Source organism: Pseudoalteromonas sp. CST2, from assembly GCF_028599385.1.
Taxonomy (GTDB): domain Bacteria; phylum Pseudomonadota; class Gammaproteobacteria; order Enterobacterales; family Alteromonadaceae; genus Pseudoalteromonas; species Pseudoalteromonas atlantica.
In genome coordinates this window covers 114629-133052 of record NZ_JAQREO010000007.1, presented here as the reverse complement: position 1 = coordinate 133052, position 18424 = coordinate 114629, and the positions used below count along the sequence as shown (strand labels likewise).

General features: G+C 41.1%; 19 protein-coding genes. 4 read left to right on the top strand and 15 right to left on the bottom strand.

Annotated elements, in window-relative coordinates:
• A complete protein-coding gene (locus tag PSH41_RS11360; RefSeq protein WP_273589064.1) occupies positions 1-369 on the top strand; it encodes a hypothetical protein in 369 nt (122 codons plus the stop codon).
• A 236-nt stretch (positions 370-605) separates the two neighbouring features.
• On the opposite strand, the gene PSH41_RS11355 is transcribed toward PSH41_RS11360, so the two are convergent.
• Positions 606-944 (bottom strand): P-II family nitrogen regulator, encoded by a 339-nt coding sequence (locus PSH41_RS11355; RefSeq protein WP_004588371.1) that lies wholly within the window; start codon positions 942-944, stop codon positions 606-608.
• 179 nt (positions 945-1123) lie between these two features.
• Between PSH41_RS11355 and PSH41_RS11350 the strand changes: the two genes are divergently transcribed.
• Positions 1124-1675, top strand: coding sequence for a GspH/FimT family pseudopilin (locus tag PSH41_RS11350; protein ID WP_064386022.1), 552 nt, complete (start codon positions 1124-1126; stop codon positions 1673-1675).
• 79 nt (positions 1676-1754) lie between these two features.
• Positions 1755-2285 (top strand): GspH/FimT family pseudopilin, encoded by a 531-nt coding sequence (locus PSH41_RS11345; RefSeq protein ID WP_273589063.1) that lies wholly within the window; start codon positions 1755-1757, stop codon positions 2283-2285.
• Positions 2286-2299: 14 nt separating this feature from the next.
• Here the strand turns inward: PSH41_RS11345 and PSH41_RS11340 are convergent, their stop codons facing one another.
• The 13 genes from PSH41_RS11340 to murJ all read right to left on the bottom strand — a co-directional run bounded on the left by PSH41_RS11340 (position 2300) and on the right by murJ (position 17329).
• Positions 2300-2722: a type IV pilin protein gene (locus PSH41_RS11340; protein ID WP_024032268.1), complete on the bottom strand. Its 423-nt coding sequence runs from the start codon at positions 2720-2722 to the stop codon at positions 2300-2302.
• Between the two features lie 9 nt (positions 2723-2731).
• Positions 2732-5953 carry a PilC/PilY family type IV pilus protein gene (locus PSH41_RS11335; RefSeq protein WP_273589062.1) on the bottom strand — a complete coding sequence of 1074 codons (3222 nt, stop codon included), beginning with the start codon at positions 5951-5953 and terminating at the stop codon, positions 2732-2734.
• A gap of 1 nt (position 5954) precedes the next feature.
• Entirely contained in the window at positions 5955-6458 is a 504-nt protein-coding gene (locus PSH41_RS11330) for a hypothetical protein (RefSeq protein WP_029774108.1), read from the bottom strand.
• Positions 6446-7441 carry a PilW family protein gene (locus PSH41_RS11325; RefSeq protein WP_273589061.1) on the bottom strand — a complete coding sequence of 332 codons (996 nt, stop codon included), beginning with the start codon at positions 7439-7441 and terminating at the stop codon, positions 6446-6448. Before PSH41_RS11325 ends, PSH41_RS11330 begins: the two co-directional genes overlap by 13 nt.
• A gap of 1 nt (position 7442) precedes the next feature.
• Entirely contained in the window at positions 7443-8003 is a 561-nt protein-coding gene (gene pilV / locus PSH41_RS11320; RefSeq protein WP_024032271.1) for a type IV pilus modification protein PilV, read from the bottom strand.
• A gap of 263 nt (positions 8004-8266) precedes the next feature.
• Positions 8267-8971, bottom strand: a complete 705-nt coding sequence (locus PSH41_RS11315) for a LytR/AlgR family response regulator transcription factor (RefSeq protein ID WP_273589060.1) — start codon at positions 8969-8971, stop codon at positions 8267-8269.
• On the bottom strand, positions 8968-10002 hold the full coding sequence (locus PSH41_RS11310; RefSeq protein WP_273589059.1) for a sensor histidine kinase: 1035 nt from the start codon (positions 10000-10002) through the stop codon (positions 8968-8970). Before PSH41_RS11310 ends, PSH41_RS11315 begins: the two co-directional genes overlap by 4 nt.
• 40 nt (positions 10003-10042) lie before the next feature.
• Positions 10043-10972 carry a 4-hydroxy-3-methylbut-2-enyl diphosphate reductase gene (ispH, locus tag PSH41_RS11305; protein ID WP_273589058.1) on the bottom strand — a complete coding sequence of 310 codons (930 nt, stop codon included), beginning with the start codon at positions 10970-10972 and terminating at the stop codon, positions 10043-10045.
• On the bottom strand, positions 10972-11412 hold the full coding sequence (gene fkpB / locus PSH41_RS11300; RefSeq protein ID WP_004588360.1) for an FKBP-type peptidyl-prolyl cis-trans isomerase: 441 nt from the start codon (positions 11410-11412) through the stop codon (positions 10972-10974). Before fkpB ends, ispH begins: the two co-directional genes overlap by 1 nt.
• On the bottom strand, positions 11409-11909 hold the full coding sequence (lspA, locus tag PSH41_RS11295) for a signal peptidase II (protein ID WP_004588359.1): 501 nt from the start codon (positions 11907-11909) through the stop codon (positions 11409-11411). The genes fkpB and lspA overlap by 4 nt, the downstream gene beginning before the upstream one ends.
• A 12-nt stretch (positions 11910-11921) precedes the next feature.
• The gene (gene ileS, locus PSH41_RS11290; protein WP_273589057.1) at positions 11922-14750 is read right to left on the bottom strand and encodes an isoleucine--tRNA ligase; all 2829 of its coding nucleotides are present in this window, start codon (positions 14748-14750) and stop codon (positions 11922-11924) included.
• Positions 14751-14779: 29 nt separating this feature from the next.
• Positions 14780-15706 carry a bifunctional riboflavin kinase/FAD synthetase gene (ribF, locus tag PSH41_RS11285; protein WP_004588357.1) on the bottom strand — a complete coding sequence of 309 codons (927 nt, stop codon included), beginning with the start codon at positions 15704-15706 and terminating at the stop codon, positions 14780-14782.
• Between the two features lie 84 nt (positions 15707-15790).
• Positions 15791-17329, bottom strand: coding sequence for a murein biosynthesis integral membrane protein MurJ (gene murJ, locus PSH41_RS11280; protein WP_443197749.1), 1539 nt, complete (start codon positions 17327-17329; stop codon positions 15791-15793).
• Between the two features lie 294 nt (positions 17330-17623).
• Here murJ and rpsT point away from each other — a divergent pair, with 294 nt between their 5' ends.
• Entirely contained in the window at positions 17624-17884 is a 261-nt protein-coding gene (gene rpsT / locus PSH41_RS11275) for a 30S ribosomal protein S20 (RefSeq protein ID WP_004588355.1), read from the top strand.
• Between the two features lie 111 nt (positions 17885-17995).
• Here rpsT and PSH41_RS11270 read toward each other — a convergent pair whose 3' ends face one another.
• Positions 17996-18379: a response regulator gene (locus PSH41_RS11270; protein WP_004588354.1), complete on the bottom strand. Its 384-nt coding sequence runs from the start codon at positions 18377-18379 to the stop codon at positions 17996-17998.
• Positions 18380-18424 lie beyond the last annotated feature (45 nt).

Genomic DNA, 18424 nt, shown 5'->3' with positions numbered 1-18424 from the left:
ATGAACAAATTAGCAGGTTTAGCTTTATTAGGCACTTTAATTACACTAACGGGCTGTGAAGATGCTCAGGAAGTACAAGAAGATGCAAAAGATAAAAGCGCGCAAATGCAAGAGCAGCTTGGTGACACATGGAACGATGTAAAAGATAAAGCCACAGAGTTTAAAAATGATGAGTCATTAAATGAGTTGCTTGAACAAAGTAAAGCAATGGGCTTAGACATGTACGACGATGGCAAAGAGATTGCCGTTGATGCATGGATAAAAAGCAAAGAAGCCGCGGGTGAATTAACCGAAAAAACAAAGCAAAAAGCGCAAGAAATTGCCGAAGAAATTGAAGAAGCGCGTGAAGAACATGCTGAAAAACAGTAATATTATTGATACTAATTCATTTAATTAAGTAATTTGCTTTGGGGTAAAAACATTGTTTAGTAAGTAAAAAATTGCTATTTAGGTGTTCTTAACAAGCGTTTTAACGCACTTAGCGTGGGGCTTAGCCCCTTAAAATACTTAATTATTATTGCTGATTGGTATTAAATAGTATTTACAAAAAAAGGCTGCAAATAACATTATTTGCAGCCTTTTTATTTATGCGCTTATTACTATAATTAAATTGCTTCTTCGTCTTCTTCTGCGGTGCGTATACGTACTACACGCTCAACATCTGTGACAAATATTTTACCATCACCAATTTTGCCTGTTTGCGCTGTTTTTACTATTACTTCTATAGCGCGTTCAACATCTTCATCGGTTAGCACAATATCAAGTTTTACCTTAGGTAAAAAATCCACCATGTACTCAGCGCCACGGTAAAGTTCTGTGTGACCTTTTTGACGACCAAAACCTTTTACTTCACTTACAGTCATACCCGTAATACCTACATCTGATAGGGCTTCGCGTACGTCGTCTAACTTAAACGGTTTGATGATTGCTTCTATTTTTTTCATGCTCACTACTTATTAAAGCTTTAGTTGCCTCGATTTTAGACAATCATGGAGTTCATAGCAAACAAAGCAATTGAATTCGATGATAAAACAACCAAGCGTGGTATAATTATTTATAAGTCTGAATTATAAGTCTTTCTCAACTAGCTATAATAATAACAAATGTAGTAGGTATAAATAATATGAAAAAATTCCAAACCGGTTTAACTTTATTAGAGCTCATGGTGGCAGTAGCCATAGTAGGTATTATCGCCTCTATAGCTCTTTGGGACAGTAGCGATATGCTTGAGGAAAACCGCGCTGAGAATTTCTTGCTTGAACTAAAGCGCAATATTAGCTTTGCTCGCTCACAAGCCGCCAGTACAGATGAAATTGTTGTTTTGTGCCCTACTGGCCAAGGTAAAATTAAAAACAGCAAAGACACTTTCAACTGCAACAAAAAGTGGGACGAGAATAAAATTATTGTTGTATTTATCGATGTAGATAACGATGGGCACTATAACGGCGCTTCCGATACACTGCTTAGAGTCATGGAAGAAATATCAGATAACGACAAGTTAACCTTTACAGGAAATGAGCGTCGTTTGCGTTTTAATACCAGTGGACGAATTACCACAAACCCAGGTGACTTTGTTTTTTGCCCCAATGGTGGCACTGAAAATAATAAAGCGCTTACTTTATCGCAATCAGGTACTGCTTTTTATGCCGGTGACAGTGCACTTAAGTGCGGTTAAAAAACATACAATTTAAGTTGTCATATTTTTATCATTTACTACACTGAGCTAATACATTTTTTGACTCAGGGCTTCAGGGATGAGGTTATCTACCCAAACTCAGGCTGGCTATACGCTTTTAGAATTAATGGTATCTATTGCTATTGTGAGTATTGTTAGCCAAATTTCTCTATCGGTTTTTCCTGACTTTTTAGCGAAAAACCGAGCCGACAATCATGTTAATTTGCTGCACAGAAACATTAATTATGGCCGCCTTTACGCCATTGAAAATGGCACTTATGTTACTTTGTGTGCTTTAAAAGATAATCAATGCACTAAAGATGAGTGGGATGGGCAAATGTCGCTATTTATTGATAACGACAAGTCTACGTCATTAGACACCGACGACTTATTAATAAGCACATTTGAAAAAATCCATGATGCAGATTCTATGCAATACCCCCGAAGTGCAATTACCTTTAGGCCCGATGGCTCATTAAATGGTTTTCAAAATGGAACATTTATTTATTGCCCAAATAAAGATAAAGCCAACCTTGAGGGGCTGGCTTTATCTGTCAGTCAAACAGGCCGTATACGAATTAAATCAACCGACAAATGTCAGAGCGACTAGTTAACCCGATTAAGTTAACGTCCCCAGCAATACTCAACATCTGAATTACCTTTACTGCCTTTTGCGCCTTTATAGCCTGTGTCAGTAATTGTAATTTGCGTGCAGTCACCGTCGCCTTTTACAGCACCCGCAATAGGTTTTGCAGTAATTGTAAACGTATTATCGTCATCATCCACATCAATCGACAGCTCAAAATGGCCGTTTTCTGTGGTCTCTTGTATACCTAAGTCTGAGAATGTCTCTGTGTACTCACGATTATCTACAAAGTACTGCTCTTGTTTGTTTGCAGCATCTAAAAGCGCCGCTGCGGCCTCGGCTCGAGAAGAGCGTTTTACATACTCAGTATAATTAGGCAGTGCTATTGAGGCTAAAATACCTACAATAGCTACGGCTATCATTAACTCTATCAACGTGAATCCGCGTGCTTGTTTATTCATTAATATTCCTTAATCATCAATTTCATCATTTTCTTCACGTTTATAAATATAGGTTTGTTGGGTTTTAAAGCCAAACCCTACACTATCATCGTCATTCACTAATTGTACGGTACCATCTACAACCGTTAAGCCTGGGCCCATTATTTCTACTGGCTTCATTGGGTTTTGTGCATCTTCGCCTTTTATTCCCGGCCCAATTAGGTAAAACTGGCTTTCTTCGGTCACTTCAATGGTTGGGTTATCATCACAAAAGCCGTCGCCATTTCCATCGGCACAAGAGGGGCCTTCACCAAAGTACAATTGTGGTGTATCAGGTACATCATAGCTAGTGGTAAACTTTAAGTCGTCATATACCTTGGTGCCATAATGTAAATGGAACGCATACAACGAGCCGCCACCGCCACTTAACGAACATTGGTTCTCTGTAGAGGTTTCTGATGATGGAGTAAAGCTTGTATAGTAAGCGACACCGCCCACCACTGTGGCTGCTGCTAAAGATTTTTCACCGGTGCCTAATTCATAGCGCCAGCCTTTAAATTTAGCTAAATCGACTTCTAAATCAACAAACTCATCTACATCATCAAGTGCATTACCAAACGGGTCGCTGTTCATTAGCATTAAATCTGCTGGTTTAATCGCTGTAGGGGCGCTAGTGAATGACTGAGTTACTGTATTTTCATCTCTTATCATAAACAGCTGATCGTCTTCATTTGTACCTGTTGGTTTTGAGCGATTTCCGCTGCCTATTACAATAGCGTCATACGGCGTATCTAAACGTGTAATCACTGTTTCACCATTAATCGTTGTTTCACTTACTTTGCTATAAAGTGTACGTGCCACTAGCGGCTGGTAAAAAAAGCGACGGTCTTGGCTTGCTAAACTGCTACCTAGCTCTGCAAGTTTAAAGTGCGTAAAATTACTGGTGCTTGTGCCTGGCATGTCTATACGCCAAATATCGCCCCCGGTATCGGCAGCATAAATTCTGTCAATGTAACCATCGTAATCTGAATCAAGCGTAGAAACATTTGCTGCAATCGAGTGCTTGCCTTTAAATCCATTTTCGTTTGGCGTTAAAGCCCACACTTTTTTACCTGTTTCAGCTTCTACTATATAAATACCGCGACCAACCGAGTCTTCACTTCTAACCACGGCATCTTTATTTGTATCGTACCCTGCACCAAAGACGAGTAATGGCTTATCGCCAAATGCTTTTATGTACGCTATTTGGGGTTTTGACCACGTTTGAGCTAGCTCTTTAAAATCGCCAGTACCGCCTTCTATAGGGTTATCCCATAGTTTTTTAGGCTGATCGGGATTAGTAATATCAAAGGCGTAATAGTTTTTTCCACCACGGCGCATACCTGCAAATGCCCACACGTCATCACCATCGCTTGCATCAACAATACCATCGTTAATGCCTTCGTCATTTAAGCTTTTATCACTAAAGTAAACACTGATTGGGCCGTCCATCCCGTAGAGTTTACCGGTGTCCTCATTGCGTAAAGGCTGAATAATATCGTAAAGATCAGAGGGAATGAACGCCCAGCTTTCGGTCACTTGGTTATTGGTATCATCGTCTTTAAACATATGTAAAAAGCCGGCATTAGTACCAATCAATATACGTATGTCGTCATTACCATAGTCGATTGCCACTGGCTTAGAATGTAAAGGGTCGCCAAAAATATCGCTGCGTTGATCGGTGTTTGAGCCATCGTTGTCTTCATCGTCAACATCTATCCCCATTGCCCATTTTATATCTGAACTAGCTAGGCTAATCGGATTATTGGTGACTAAATCTAAAATATCGCTCACAATATTAGTAGTAAACTCAACTATATCGCCTTGCTTATCTGTATAGAGGTTGCGTCTTTCTTCAGCTGGAGTCCCTGTGAGCGTAGCTAAATGATAGTTTACGCCCCCTTGTGCAACTAAGTTACCATCGGCAGACTGGCCATCTGGCAGCCAAAACGTTTTAGCATCGGTGTCGATTAAACCATCAGAATCAAGCGCTGTATTATCTGCAGAGTCAACTATTTCACTGCCTGATACTTTTAATTTTTTTAAATTCCCACCCCATCGGGTGTTTGTTTCTGGGTAAAACATGGCAAAGTAAATGGCATCACGGCTACGTGTTTGGTCTACGTTGTTACTTGCTACCGAAGGCGAAGAGAAACTATCGTTTACTTCACGAATACGAGAAATAGCACTATTTAGCGAGTTAGAAAGCTCATCTGGGGTGCTTGCTGGTAAGTTTTCACCGCCACCCAATAAGGCAGCACGTCTTAACAGTTCTTGCCCGCTTGCACTCATACCTGAACCAAAACCTATCGTGTATAAGCGGCCTGTTTCGTGGATATCGGCGGTGGCAGGGTATAAATCAACGGTAACATCACTTGTACCATGAATAATTTTAGCCATTTGGTGTAAGTAGTTACTGTAATAACTATCGGTATTCCAGTTTAATGGTTCTCCAAAGTACTTTTCGTGTTCATCACTAATATCACTATCGCTGCCGTTATCATTAGAAGGGTCCCCATCAGTCATATAAATAATGTTGATTGAATTATCGCAACGAGCCGCTTCTGCTTCACTGTCTGCAAAGGGCGATATATAAGTATAACTTGTTTGGGTATCAACATAATCATAACAGTACTCTTGACGATTTCGCCCTCGCCCGATTGTGTAGCAGTATTCTTTCACTTCTTGGGTGGTAGTTGTATCTTCTACGCTTGTATCTCGCTCAAAGGTAGAGGCATCTAGGCCATACCCCACCCCTTTACCAGTAATATACAGATAAGCTTCCCATAACGTTTCGGTTAGAGGCGTGCCACCATTGGCTGGAAGAGCTGCGATGGAGCTGCGCACTATAGACGAGTCACTACCAACACCATTTACAACATAGCCGCCCTCAGAATCACTTTTAAATCGCATCAAACCAAAATCAATAGAGTCTTCGTTATCTGATACCACTTTATTCATGGCAAATTGTGCTGCCGCAAGGCGACTATCTGCACATAAGTAGTAACCAGTTTGGTTGCTATACCCACAACTATTACCATTAGTGGATGAAAACGCCATACTGCCTGATGTATCAAATATGAGTAAAACCCTTGGTTTCTCATCTAAATCTAAATCATGATTTACATAAAGCTCTATATCTTCAGCAACTGCTGAGGCGCTGAGTGCTAAACCAAGTAAAGAGACCAATGGCTTATTAAGATTAAATTTCATTCTAAATCCCCTTACTTATACTGGCCATTTCTTGAGCTACACCTGTTACAATTGTAAGTTCGTGCTTTGCTTTAGAGCCATATTGAATAGTGGTAGAAACTTGCAACATGTTACACGATATACCGGCAGTAAAATTAAATCGGCGTGGGCATTCTAAATCAAGCGCCCCCTGATTTAGGTTTACCATTTTGCTTTGCATATCGTCGTGCGTGGCTATTACCATCCCTTCATCATCTGCGCCTGCATGAGTTGATACTTCATCTGGCGTTAAAAAAAACTGATTAGCAGCACCTTTGCTTGCCTCATCAGAAATCATTCGCTGTACTTCTCCAATAAGCTCATTTTCAGCGACTTCTCGCTCTTGAGCTGCATTGGTAATTTTTATATCTACACTACTGCTGCTCATTAATGTAACGGCAATTCCCGTTACAGCAATAACCATAATAAGGGCTGTAATAAGCACAACACCTTGTTGTTTATTTGCGTGTTTACTTAGATACGCCATAAATTTGCTCCCACGTTATTTAAACGAATTGTGGTGGTGAATACTGTTCTTCTGTAAGTATCGGTAAAAGTGAGCTCTCGGGAGTCTTCATCTTCACCTAAAATATATGTTTGATTTTTTATTTTAAGACCCGGATCTGGCTGCAATGCTCTAACTAATAAAAAAACCTGCACTGTTAAAATGCTTTTGCGGTTTTCCCAGTCAGAGTGCTGCATGTCCTCAATACTTCGGTACGAATCAACACGGCTATCACTGTCTGTATCTAAACCAAATACAAAGCGCATGTTTTCAACGCCCTCCATAATGGTTTCGGCCTTCATGTTGGCGCCATTTAAGCGTTTACGCATTAATGCTGGTACTGTAAAGCTTTTATTATTTACCGTATAAGTTTGCTCTGCGAGGTAATAAACATGATGGCTATAAGGCCACACCGTGGCATTAACGTTTAAACTACCCGCAGCTACAACGCCTCGGGTAAATTCTGCGCTTTCTTGCTCAGCTATAAAATAGTTTTCATCCGCTTGTGTTTCATTAGTAGCGCCATCTACCGTGAGCTGCTCACCTTGTAAAAACTTGATTTGTAAAATGTCAGTCCCTGCAATTGGCTTACTTATACAGTTAAGCTCACTTGTTGAACTGGCTTCTTTTGCATAAATAGTTCTGAAATTGCTAGAAGATGCTAAATCTGGAAAGCTGCCGTTATTAAGCCCTTCAAAGCAATCACCACCAGGGTTAGCTAACGTTTGTGTGTTTGCTGCAGTAAACGAATCATCATAATAAGTTCCCCAAAAGCCCACCTGCTCTATATCACGCTGCATAATATTAATGGCTAAGCGGCCTGACTCTTGTAACTCGCCTATTGTCATTGTGTCTTTTGTGGTTACTTTCATGCCAATATAGGTAAACATCACCCCACCTAAAATAAGCCCACCAATAAATAATGAAATCATCATTTCTATTAGTGTAAAACCTTTTTCTCTCATGTTAGCTCCTTAGGTATATATAGCTATTTAATGCAACCAAACGGCGTTTTTTATCGTCAGTACCGCATTTAAGCGCTTTGGTTTCATCATTGGCATTAAACTCTTGGCGGCCTTGCCAAGACACTATTACTTCAATATTAAACCCACGCCCACCCGTACCTGCTGCAGCCGTAGGGTTTATACATACAGTGGCATCATCGAGAGAGCCGGTGTTTTCGCGTGCACGAATGGCGCGTTTCCACTGCTGTAAATCAAGGGCTGCAACTTGCGCTGCAGTGCATGACCCACTAAAACAAGCCGTAGAGGTAGACGTTGATGTTTTACTGGTGAAAGTTTGCGTATATAAAGCAACTAGCTGTGCGGTATCATTTGCTCTAATGCGCTGAATAATATCATTTCCTAACGCTACCGCGGCTGCGCGTTGCATAGAGTCAAAGCTTGCCTGCTTAGCTTTTGCTTGCAGTGCAACAGCGCCTAATAAGCCAAAGCTTAAAATAATAAACGCAATCAGCACTTCAATTAAGGTAAAGCCTTTTTGAGGTTTTTTGTGGGGTGAATGCATAATAAAAGCCAAATAAATTTTATCTGATTATAAGTTTATGCATTGAAAATGTAGATGCAATATATACTAGGACAAGCGGTTAAATTTGTTGATAAACGGTTAACAGCATCAAGCCAATTGAGCTTTGAGGATTAAAATTACTCTATCTAGAAGTGATTAAACTCCAGCGCAATGCTGCTAATTTAGTGGGCTCAATAGCGGCCTCTGCCTTACTTAAAAAGCCAAGCAACCTACTAAAAATTCAACCTAAAACATAACAGGCTCTAACTTAGCGCATTTTTTACTGTTTTTAGCTCTCGCCTACTTACGCTTAATTGCTCCTTACATCCGGCTAGTTCTACGCTATGTACACCAGGGCTTTGGGTATGCAAGGCAACAAGCTTTTGTTTGTTTATGAGCGTATTTCTGTGAATACGTAATAATTGCGTTGGGAAGCGTTGTTCAAGTTGTTTTAAGCTTTGTTCAATTAGGGCCTCGCCCTTTTTAAATACCATATTGGTGTATTTTTCTTGGGCATTAAAGTAATACACTTGATCAAGTTCAATACTTTTTATTGTGCCACCAAGCTGATAACTAATTTTTGTAGATTGCTGCTTTTGCATTTGCGCTTTATTTAAACGCCCTACTTGCGCTAACACTTTATTTAATGCCGGTTCAGTAACGGGTTTTACTAAGTATCCTGCGGCACTGAGCTGTAGCGCATCAAGTGCATGCTCGGGGTAAGCCGTTACAAATACTATTGCCGGTGGCACGCTCAGCGTATTGAGTTGCTGCGCTACCTCTAGGCCATTAATACCCGGCATATCTATGTCTAAAAAAACCAAATCGGGATGAACCTGCTTGATAATGGCAAGCCCCTGCGCGCCGTTATCACCTTCGCCTTTAACTAAAATATGCTCGTTGTGCTGCAGTAGCCGCTTTATTCTAGCGCGAGCTAGCGGTTCATCATCAATAATTACAACATTCATTGGGGGTTCTCAAACTGCTTAGGGATCACCACTTTTACTCTAAATACATCCTCTTTTTGTGTGATCGTTAGTTGGGCTTTTTCTTTGTAATATATAAACAATCGCTGGCGAATATTTTCAAGTGCCATGCCGTTACTTGGTCTTTTTAACGCCTCATTATGAGTGATCGGGTTAGAAACAATCAATGTTAAATACCCTGTTGTGACGTGTAGCTCTACACTAATAACGGCCCCTGTTTCACTGGGCTCTACCCCATGACACACCGCATTTTCTATTAACGGCTGAAGGGTTAAGCACGGAATACTAATATCTGGTAAATCAGCAGGCACTTGCCAATTAAGCTTTAAACGACTGCCAAAGCGCCAGGTTTCCAGCGCAACATATTGTTTTGATAAGGTCAGCTCATCTTCGAGAGAAACGCGCTGTCCCGAGCGCATAGCCGCTTGCGACAGCGCCGCAAGCGCAAGTATTGCTTGCTCTGCAGCATCGGCATCATGATGTGTTAGCTCAGCGGCGGTATTAAGGCTATTGTACAAAAAATGAGGGCGAATTCTGGCTTGCAAAGCATCAAGCTCCGCGCGCGCGAGCGCTTTTGTTTGCTGCTCTTTTTCAAAGTAAATCAGTAAAAACTGTACAAATAAAGCCGTGATCAAAAAAACAATTAAGCAGTTTCGTAATACAAAATAAATACTCGTTTCATTATTTGTAATATCTAAAAAGTAGCGGGCACACAGCACACTAAATAAAGCGGTACTGACTAAAAAGGAAATAAAAAAAGCAAAAAGTTGGGTGGTTTGCGGCTTTTTTTGTAAAACACCCCGAAAAGAGTATAAAGCAGAAATACTGACCAAAACGGTCATATGAGAAAATAAACTAATTACGCCAAGGCTCTGCCAGCTATCCCCTTCAACAAAAGGAGCAAACGCTAAGATGGTAGCAACAACTTGGGTAACAATAAGCGTGGCAAGTACCCCTCGCTCATTAAAAAGAGCCGAAAAAAGCAATGCTTCACCTTGCGGCAACTTGCTCATAACGGCTCTCCTTGTAATCTAAATAATTAATTTATATAGATTAACGCAGCTCAACAGGAACGGCAAATACGATATTCTCTTCTTCACCTGGGTTTTCAACTACCTGCTTGCCGCCTAGCTCTTTTAAGCGTGCAATAACTTGCTGTACCAGCACTTCTGGCGCAGAAGCCCCCGCAGTTACTCCCACAGCGTTAGTTTCACCAAACCACTGTGCTTCAACATTTGTTGCATCATCGATTAAATAAGCGGTAGTGCCCATTTTATCTGCAAGTTCACGTAAACGGTTAGAGTTAGAGCTGTTTTTTGCCCCCACAACTAATAGCACATCTACCTTGTCTGCTAAATCACGCACAGCATCTTGACGGTTTTGTGTCGCATAGCAAATGTCATCTTTACGCGGGCCATCAATTGCTGGGAATTTTTCGCGCAGCGCATCAATTACATCTGCAGTGTCATCTACCGAAAGCGTTGTTTGGCTACAATAAAATAGGTTATCAGCATTTTTAACGTTAAGTTTGGCAACATCTTCTGCGGTTTCTACAAGGTAAATACCACCGTCGTTATTGTCATACTGCCCCATAGTACCCTCAACTTCTGGGTGACCATGGTGACCAATTAAAATACACTCAATACCTTTACGGCTCGCTCGCGTTACTTCCATATGCACTTTAGTAACTAATGGGCATGTTGCGTCAAACACTTTTAAATCGCGGCGTTTAGCTTCTGAGCGTACCGCTTGCGATACACCGTGGGCGCTAAAAATAACAATGCTTTCATCAGGTACTTGGTCTAGCTCTTCAACAAATACAGCACCACGGTTTTTTAAACCATCTACTACGTAGCGGTTATGAACGACCTCGTGGCGTACATAAATTGGCTTTTCAAAAATATCTAAAGCGCGCTCTACTATGCTAATTGCACGGTCTACCCCTGCACAAAAGCCTCGCGGGTTCGCTAATAAAATATCCATTAGCCTTGCACCTCAATAATATCTACTTCAAACGTTAAACGTTGACCTGCTAACGGATGATTAAAATCTATAGTAACCGACTCACCTTGTACTTCGCGTACCAGTCCTGGCAGCTCAGTACCATCTGGCTGAGTAAAGGCAATAATTGCGCCGACTTTAGCTGGCGTTTCTGCACCAAATTTACTGCGTTCTACATAGTAAATATTATCTGGATTAGGTTGGCCAAAGGCGTCTTCTGGTTCTAACTCAAACGTTTTGCTTTCGCCTGCACTTAAACCTAGTAAGCACTTTTCAAAATTAGCCGTTAAGCTGCCATCACCCATCGTTAACTTGGCTGGTTTATTATGCACCTTGGTTGAGTCTGCGGCAGAGCCATCTTCTAGTTTAATAGAAAAGTGAAAAATAACCTCTGAGTTTTCACCAATTACAGCTTGGCTCATGCTTTATGCTCCTTCGGACTTTCGCCTGTAAAGGCATCAAATAATAATAATGCGGCACCAATACAAATTGCACAGTCGGCAATATTAAATACTGGAAAATGCGAGTTTTTATAAAACACATGTATAAAGTCAATTACATAACCATAAGCAACACGGTCATATAAATTACCAATAGCGCCAGCAAGCACTAACGCATAAGCACTACATAATATTTTATTTGTCGCTGGTAAACGCTTTAACCACCACACTAATAGCGCACTAATAGCAATGGCAATAAAACTTAAAAACCAACGTTGCCAGCCACCCGCTTCACTTAAAAAGCTGTAGGCCGCTCCATAGTTATGTACGTAGGTAATACTAAAAACAGGCAGTAAATTAATCGACTCTTGATAAGCCATGGTATTTACAACAAGTGTTTTAGTGGCAAAGTCTATTACAAGCAGTAATAGACTTAACCAAAGCCACACTAAACCACTTTTTTGGGCTAGTTTGCTCACTGAGTAAAGCTCCTAAGCGAATTGACGCTTTTCACCTTCGCCGTCAACATTGCTTACACAACGACCACAAATTTCAGGGTGTGCAGGCTCTGAACCTACATCATCGCTGTAATGCCAACAACGCTCACATTTAGTTGCATCTGTGGCTGCTACGCTAATGTACAAACCTTCAATTTCGGTTGTTTGTGTATCACTTGGCTGGCTATCTACTGCAGATACAGTGACCGCAGACGTTAGTAATACAAAACGCAGTTCATCACCTAATGCTGCTAACTTATCAGCCAGTGCTTTTTCGGCGTATAAGTTAACGCTTGCTTGTAACGTTGCGCCAATCACTTCTTCTTTACGGGCTGCTTCTAGTACGCGGTTTACTTCGTCACGTACATTTAGAATCGCTTGCCAGTCATCGTTGCTAAATTGGCTGTTTGTCGGTGCGTGTAAACCGTCGTACCATACCGATGTAAATACGTAATCGCTACGCTCGCCCGGTAGTGCTTCCCAAATTTCTTGAGCTGTAAAGCTCATAATTGGTGCCATCCAACGAGTCATTGCTTCAGCAATATGATAAAGCGCAGTTTGACAAGAACGACGTGCATGACTGTCGCTTTTTGCTGTGTACTGACGGTCTTTAATTACATCTAAGTAGAACGAACCAAGCTCACCTGTACAGAAGTTCATTAGCTTTTGCGTTACTAATAGCATTTGGTAGCTATCGTAAGCTGCTAAAATTTCTTCTTGTAATTGGGCTGCACGGCCAACAATCCACTTATCAAGCTCAACCATATCATCAACAGCAACTTGGTCTGTTTTTGGATCAAAACCACTTAGGTTAGCTAATAAGTAACGGCTAGTGTTACGAATACGGCGGTAGCGATCTGCAGAGCGTTTAAATATTTCATCCGATACTGTCATTTCGGCGGTGTAATCGGTTGAGGCTACCCATAAACGTAAAATGTCAGCGCCAAGTTTATTCATCACGTTTTGTGGTGAAATAACGTTGCCTAACGATTTTGACATTTTGCGGCCGTTTTCATCTACGGTAAAGCCATGCGTTAGTACTTGCTTGTAAGGTGCGTGACCGTTAATAGCAACTGAGGTCATCATTGATGACATAAACCAACCACGGTGCTGATCAGAACCTTCTAGGTATAAATCGGCTGGGCCAACTAACTCTTCACGTGCATCAACAACACACGCATGTGTTACGCCCGAATCAAACCATACATCTAACGTATCTTGTACTTTCATGTATTGCTTGGCATCTTCTTCGCCTAACAAGGTGGCAGGCTCTAGGTCATACCATGCTTGAATGCCTGATTTTTCTACCAGCTCTGCAGCTTGCTCAATAAGCGCTTGCGTATTTGGGTGTAAAGCACCAGTGTCTTTATCAACAAATAAAGCAATTGGCACACCCCAAGTACGTTGGCGTGAAATACACCAATCTGGGCGGCCTTCAACCATGTTCGCAATGCGGCTTTCGCCCCACTCTGGCAACCATTGGGTGTTTTTAATTTCGCTTAACGAGTCTTGACGTAAGTTAGCCTGATCCATACTTACAAACCACTGCGGTGTAGCACGGAAAATAATAGGCGTTTTGTGGCGCCAACAATGCGGGTAGCTATGCGTAAGCGCATGATGATGCATTAAAGCACCGCGCTCTGTTAGTACGTCAATTACACTGGCATTTGCTTTAAATACATGCTGACCAGCAAATAATTCTGTATCAGGTAGGTAAACGCCATTCGCGCCTACAGGGTTTGCTACTTCAAGATTGTAATTTAAGCCTGCCGCGAAATCTTCTTGACCATGGCCTGGCGCGGTATGTACCACCCCCGTACCTGAGTCAGTAGTAACATGGTCAGCTACAATTACCGGTACATCAAAATCGTAAAATGGGTGAGCAACGTGTAAGTTTTCAAGTGCTGCACCTTTAACATAACCTAGTACGTGGAAATGATTAAAGCCATAACGGTCCATTGCATCTTTAACAAGCTCTGAGCCTAAAATTAAACGCTGCTGTGAGCCTTCATCATCTACTTGTACTAAGGCGTACTCTAAATCTGCATGCACTGCTACCGCACGGTTAGCGGGTAAAGTCCACGGCGTTGTAGTCCAAATAACAGTACCTACACTGCCTTGGCCTTTATGGCCATCGGCTAAATCAAAGGCATTAACAACCGCGTCTTGATCTGCAAATGTAAAACGTACGTCAATCGCTGGAGATTGCTTATCTTGGTACTCTACTTCGGCCTCTGCTAATGCAGAGCCACAGTCTGTACACCAATGCACAGGCTTTGCACCTTTATGAAGGTGGCCATTTTTAATAATACGACCAAGCACGCGAATAGCGTTTGCTTCAAAGTTATAGTTCATTGTTAAGTAAGGTTTGTCCCAATCGCCAAACACACCTAAACGTTTAAAGTCTACTTTTTGACCTTCAACTTGCTTTTTAGCGTAAGCACGGCATTTTTCACGAAACTCGCTCGCGGTTACTTTAACGCCTGGCTTGCCTACTTTTTTCTCAACCATTAACTCAATTGGCAAACCATGACAGTCCCAACCAGGCACATAAGGTGCATCAAAGTCAGATAAAGTTTTAGACTTAACAATTATGTCTTTTAAAATTTTATTTACTGAGTGGCCTAAATGGATATCGCCGTTTGCATACGGAGGGCCGTCATGCAAAATAAAGGTCTTTTTACCTTTTTTAGCGCTGCGAATTTGACCGTACAGGTCGTCTTCATACCATGCTTTAAGCATTTTTGGTTCACGTTGTGCCAAATTGCCACGCATTGGAAACTGTGTTTCCGGTAAATTCAAAGTATGTTTGTAGTCGCTCATTAATCCTACTTTCCGTATCTATCGGCTACCTAATTTAAACCAAAACACTGTTTTGCGGCGGCAACATCGGTTGCAATTTGTGCCGTTAACTGTGTTAATGTCTCGAATTTTTTCTCATCGCGAAGTTTTTTTATTAACTCCACGTGCATAAACTGTCCATATATATCTTGTGCAAAGTCAAAAAGATGAACTTCTAACAAAGCACGAGTTCCATTAAAAGTGGGCTTGTTACCAATATTGGCTACCCCATAAACGTGTTTTCCGGCAATGTTTGCTTTTACGGCAAACACCCCATTTACAGGGCAAACTTGGCGTTTAAGCGCTATATTTGCAGTTCGAAAACCAAGCTCTCGCCCTCTTTTCCAACCATGTATTACACGCCCTGAAATAGCATAATTATGCCCTAGCATTAACTTAGCATTTTCTAAGTCGCCTGCGGCTAATGCTTCACGTATTAGTGTGCTGCTTACTCTAGCATTTAATTGACGAAAACTCGCGGTGCTTTTTACATCCATGCCCGCTTGTTTGCCCATACTGAGCAGTAAATTAAAATTCCCTTGGCGCTGTTTACCAAATTTAAAATCATCACCTACTGTGAGTGCTTTAACGCCTAGCTTTTTAATTAAAATATCGCTAACAAATTGCTCAGCATGCATATTGGCAAATTGTTGGTTAAAGCTAATACAAATAACCCGCTCAATACCTAAGTTACTTAGTAATCTGAGTTTGTCGCGTAACCGAGTAAGTCGAGCTGGCGCATTGTTTTTAGCAAAAAACTCTTGCGGCTGCGGCTCAAATAACATCACGGTACTGGGTAAGTTATGTGCTTTGGCATCCGCTAACAGCCCTTTTAACACTTCGCCATGGCCTAAATGCACACCGTCAAAATTACCAATAGTCAACACACAACCATAATGTTGCGCTCGAATATTGTGTATACCTCTAATTAACTCCATGCCACCTAATGCCTTTTTCAGCGAGTATTATTAACGACTTTAAAATCGTTCAAAACCACAGGGCTGCCGATTATAATCTTTTTTTTAGTTTGATTCAGTAGTTGCTACACTTTTTATCGTATTTAGTCTTACACCAAGTAAAAACAGCACCGCAAAGTAACTTATTGCAGCAATCACTAGCAATACAATTAACAACATTACTTGCTCATAAAAATGCCATGTAGCCCAATAATAACGGCTGCTGACGTACCACGTTAAAGCGCCCATTACCAAGCTTGCTACTATGCACTTTACGCTAAAGCGCAGGCTCATTGCAGAAAACTGATACACGTTTTCTTTTTTAAGTTGCCTGTAAAGTAAAAAAGCATTGCAGCTGGCCGACATAGACGTTGCTAAAGCAAGCCCTAAATATCCTATAAACGGGGCTAACATAATATTAAATACCATATTAAGCACCAGCGTAATAATACCAATGCGCACAGGTGTTTTGGTATCTTGGCGCGAGTAAAAACCCGGCGCTAATACTTTAATAAGCATAAAGCTAACTAACCCTACCGAGTAGGCAACCACCCCTAAGCTTACCGCTTTAACATGATCAACATCAGCGTCTTTAAATGCACCGTGATCAAATAGCACAGTAATGATAAGCGGGCTTATAATCATTAAACCAACCATGGCGGGTATGCCTAAAAAAATCACAAAACGCACACCCCAATCTAACGTATGCTGAAAATCACTGAGCTTTTTACTGCTATGCAATTTAGAAAGTGCGGGTAAAATAACAGTGGCAATACCAATACCAAATAAACCAAGTGGAAACTCAATTAACCTATCTGAGTAATAAAGCCATGCGATAGAGCCCGTCATTAATAGCGAGGCAATCATGGTGTCGAGCAGGAGGTTAATTTGGCTTATTGAAACACCAAATAATGCCGGCAGCATAAGCTTACGCACTTTTTTAACGTTCTCGTCTTGCCACGCCCAGCGAGGACGTGCCAGCATTTTTGCTCGGTATAAAAATGGTAACTGAAACAACAATTGCACCACTCCGCCCACAAATACACCAATGGCTAACGCATACGCCCCCACGCTAAATTTGTCGTGCAATAAAATGGCGCAGGTAATAATTGAAACATTAAGTAATACGGGCGTAAAAGCAGCCACTGCAAAGCGGTTATACACATTCATTACCGCACCGCTAAGTGCTACCAAACTAACAAATAACAAATATGGAAAGGTTAACTTTAATAAGGAGCTTGCCAGCACAAACTTTTCTGCATTGGGGCCACCTTGCCACCAATCTATAAACCAGCCAGTACCAAATAACGCGGCAATAACAGGCGAGGCAATAACGCCAAAAATAGTCACGCAAAGCAAAATAGTGCCCAGCGTACCGGCAGCCTGTGCTACAAATAACTTAACTTTATCATCGCCATGGTGTTCTTTAATTTCGCTAAGTACAGGCACAAATGCCTGAGCAAAGGCCCCCTCAGCAAATAGTCGGCGTAAAAAATTGGGAATACGGTTAGCAAACAAAAAAACATCAGCAGCTGCACTAGCACCTAATAAGTTTGCAACGACAGCGTCTCGTACTAACCCTAAAATACGCGATATCATTGTCATACAACTTACAATCATACCGGAGCGAAATAATCCTTTTGACACCTTAAACCTACTTAAAAACCTTTAGTTAGCACAATTATGCCACAGTCTTTTTTATAAATCGCTTTAAAGCACTAGGCTGGGCGTCTGTGCTTTGTTACAATAGCGATATTAACTGCTAAAGCGGCAAATTGATGTTCGTTATAAGGAGCAGTTTTTCTTGAGTTGTTAAATTTAAATTGACATTCATGATAAAAACAGGCATATTCCACGGCCTTTAATTTAAGCTTTATTTAAGATTGTTAGGAGCAAACCTTGGCTAACATCAAGTCTGCAAAAAAACGCGCTATCACTAGCGAAAAAAACCGTCAGCACAACGCAAGCCGTCGTTCAATGATGCGTACTTACTTCAAAAAAGTAACCGCTGCTATTGAAGCTGGCGATAAAGAAGCTGCACAGCAAGCTTTCTCTGTTGCTACACCTATCCTAGACCGTTACGCAACTAAGGGTCTAATTCATAAAAACAAAGCAGCTCGTCATAAGAGCCGTTTAGCAGCTAAAATTAAAGCGCTATAATTTGTTTTATGATTAAAAAACCGGCCTAGGCCGGTTTTTTTATATCTAAAATTTGGTATTTAGCAATCCGCTAAACTTTAAGCTAATTTAACGCATTACTATTAAAGCTGGTTAAACATTTTCCAAATCGGGATAAAACTTTTTCAACATGGCCGCAATTTTTTTAGGCGTAAATGGCTTAACCACAAACCCCTTAGCACCTTTATCGATGGCTTCTTTAACATTTTCTACTGCTGAATGGGCCGATACCATCACCACATTAGTTTCAGGGTTAATATCATTAATTTGCGCGATTAACTCTTTACCATCGCCGTCAGGCAGTTCTATATCTAAAAAAATCATATTGTAATTAGCTGCTTGGCATTCGCTAATGCATTGTTTAGCCGTTGAAGCCTCTTTAACGTTTTCTATTCCTAAGTGCATGAGCGTTTGGCTCAAAAAACTACGCACTGTGCTAACATCATCTACTATTAAAATTGATAGCTGCGTATCCATGTATCTTCCTCGTAGGCTAAAAGCATTGTATAAGTTATTATATAA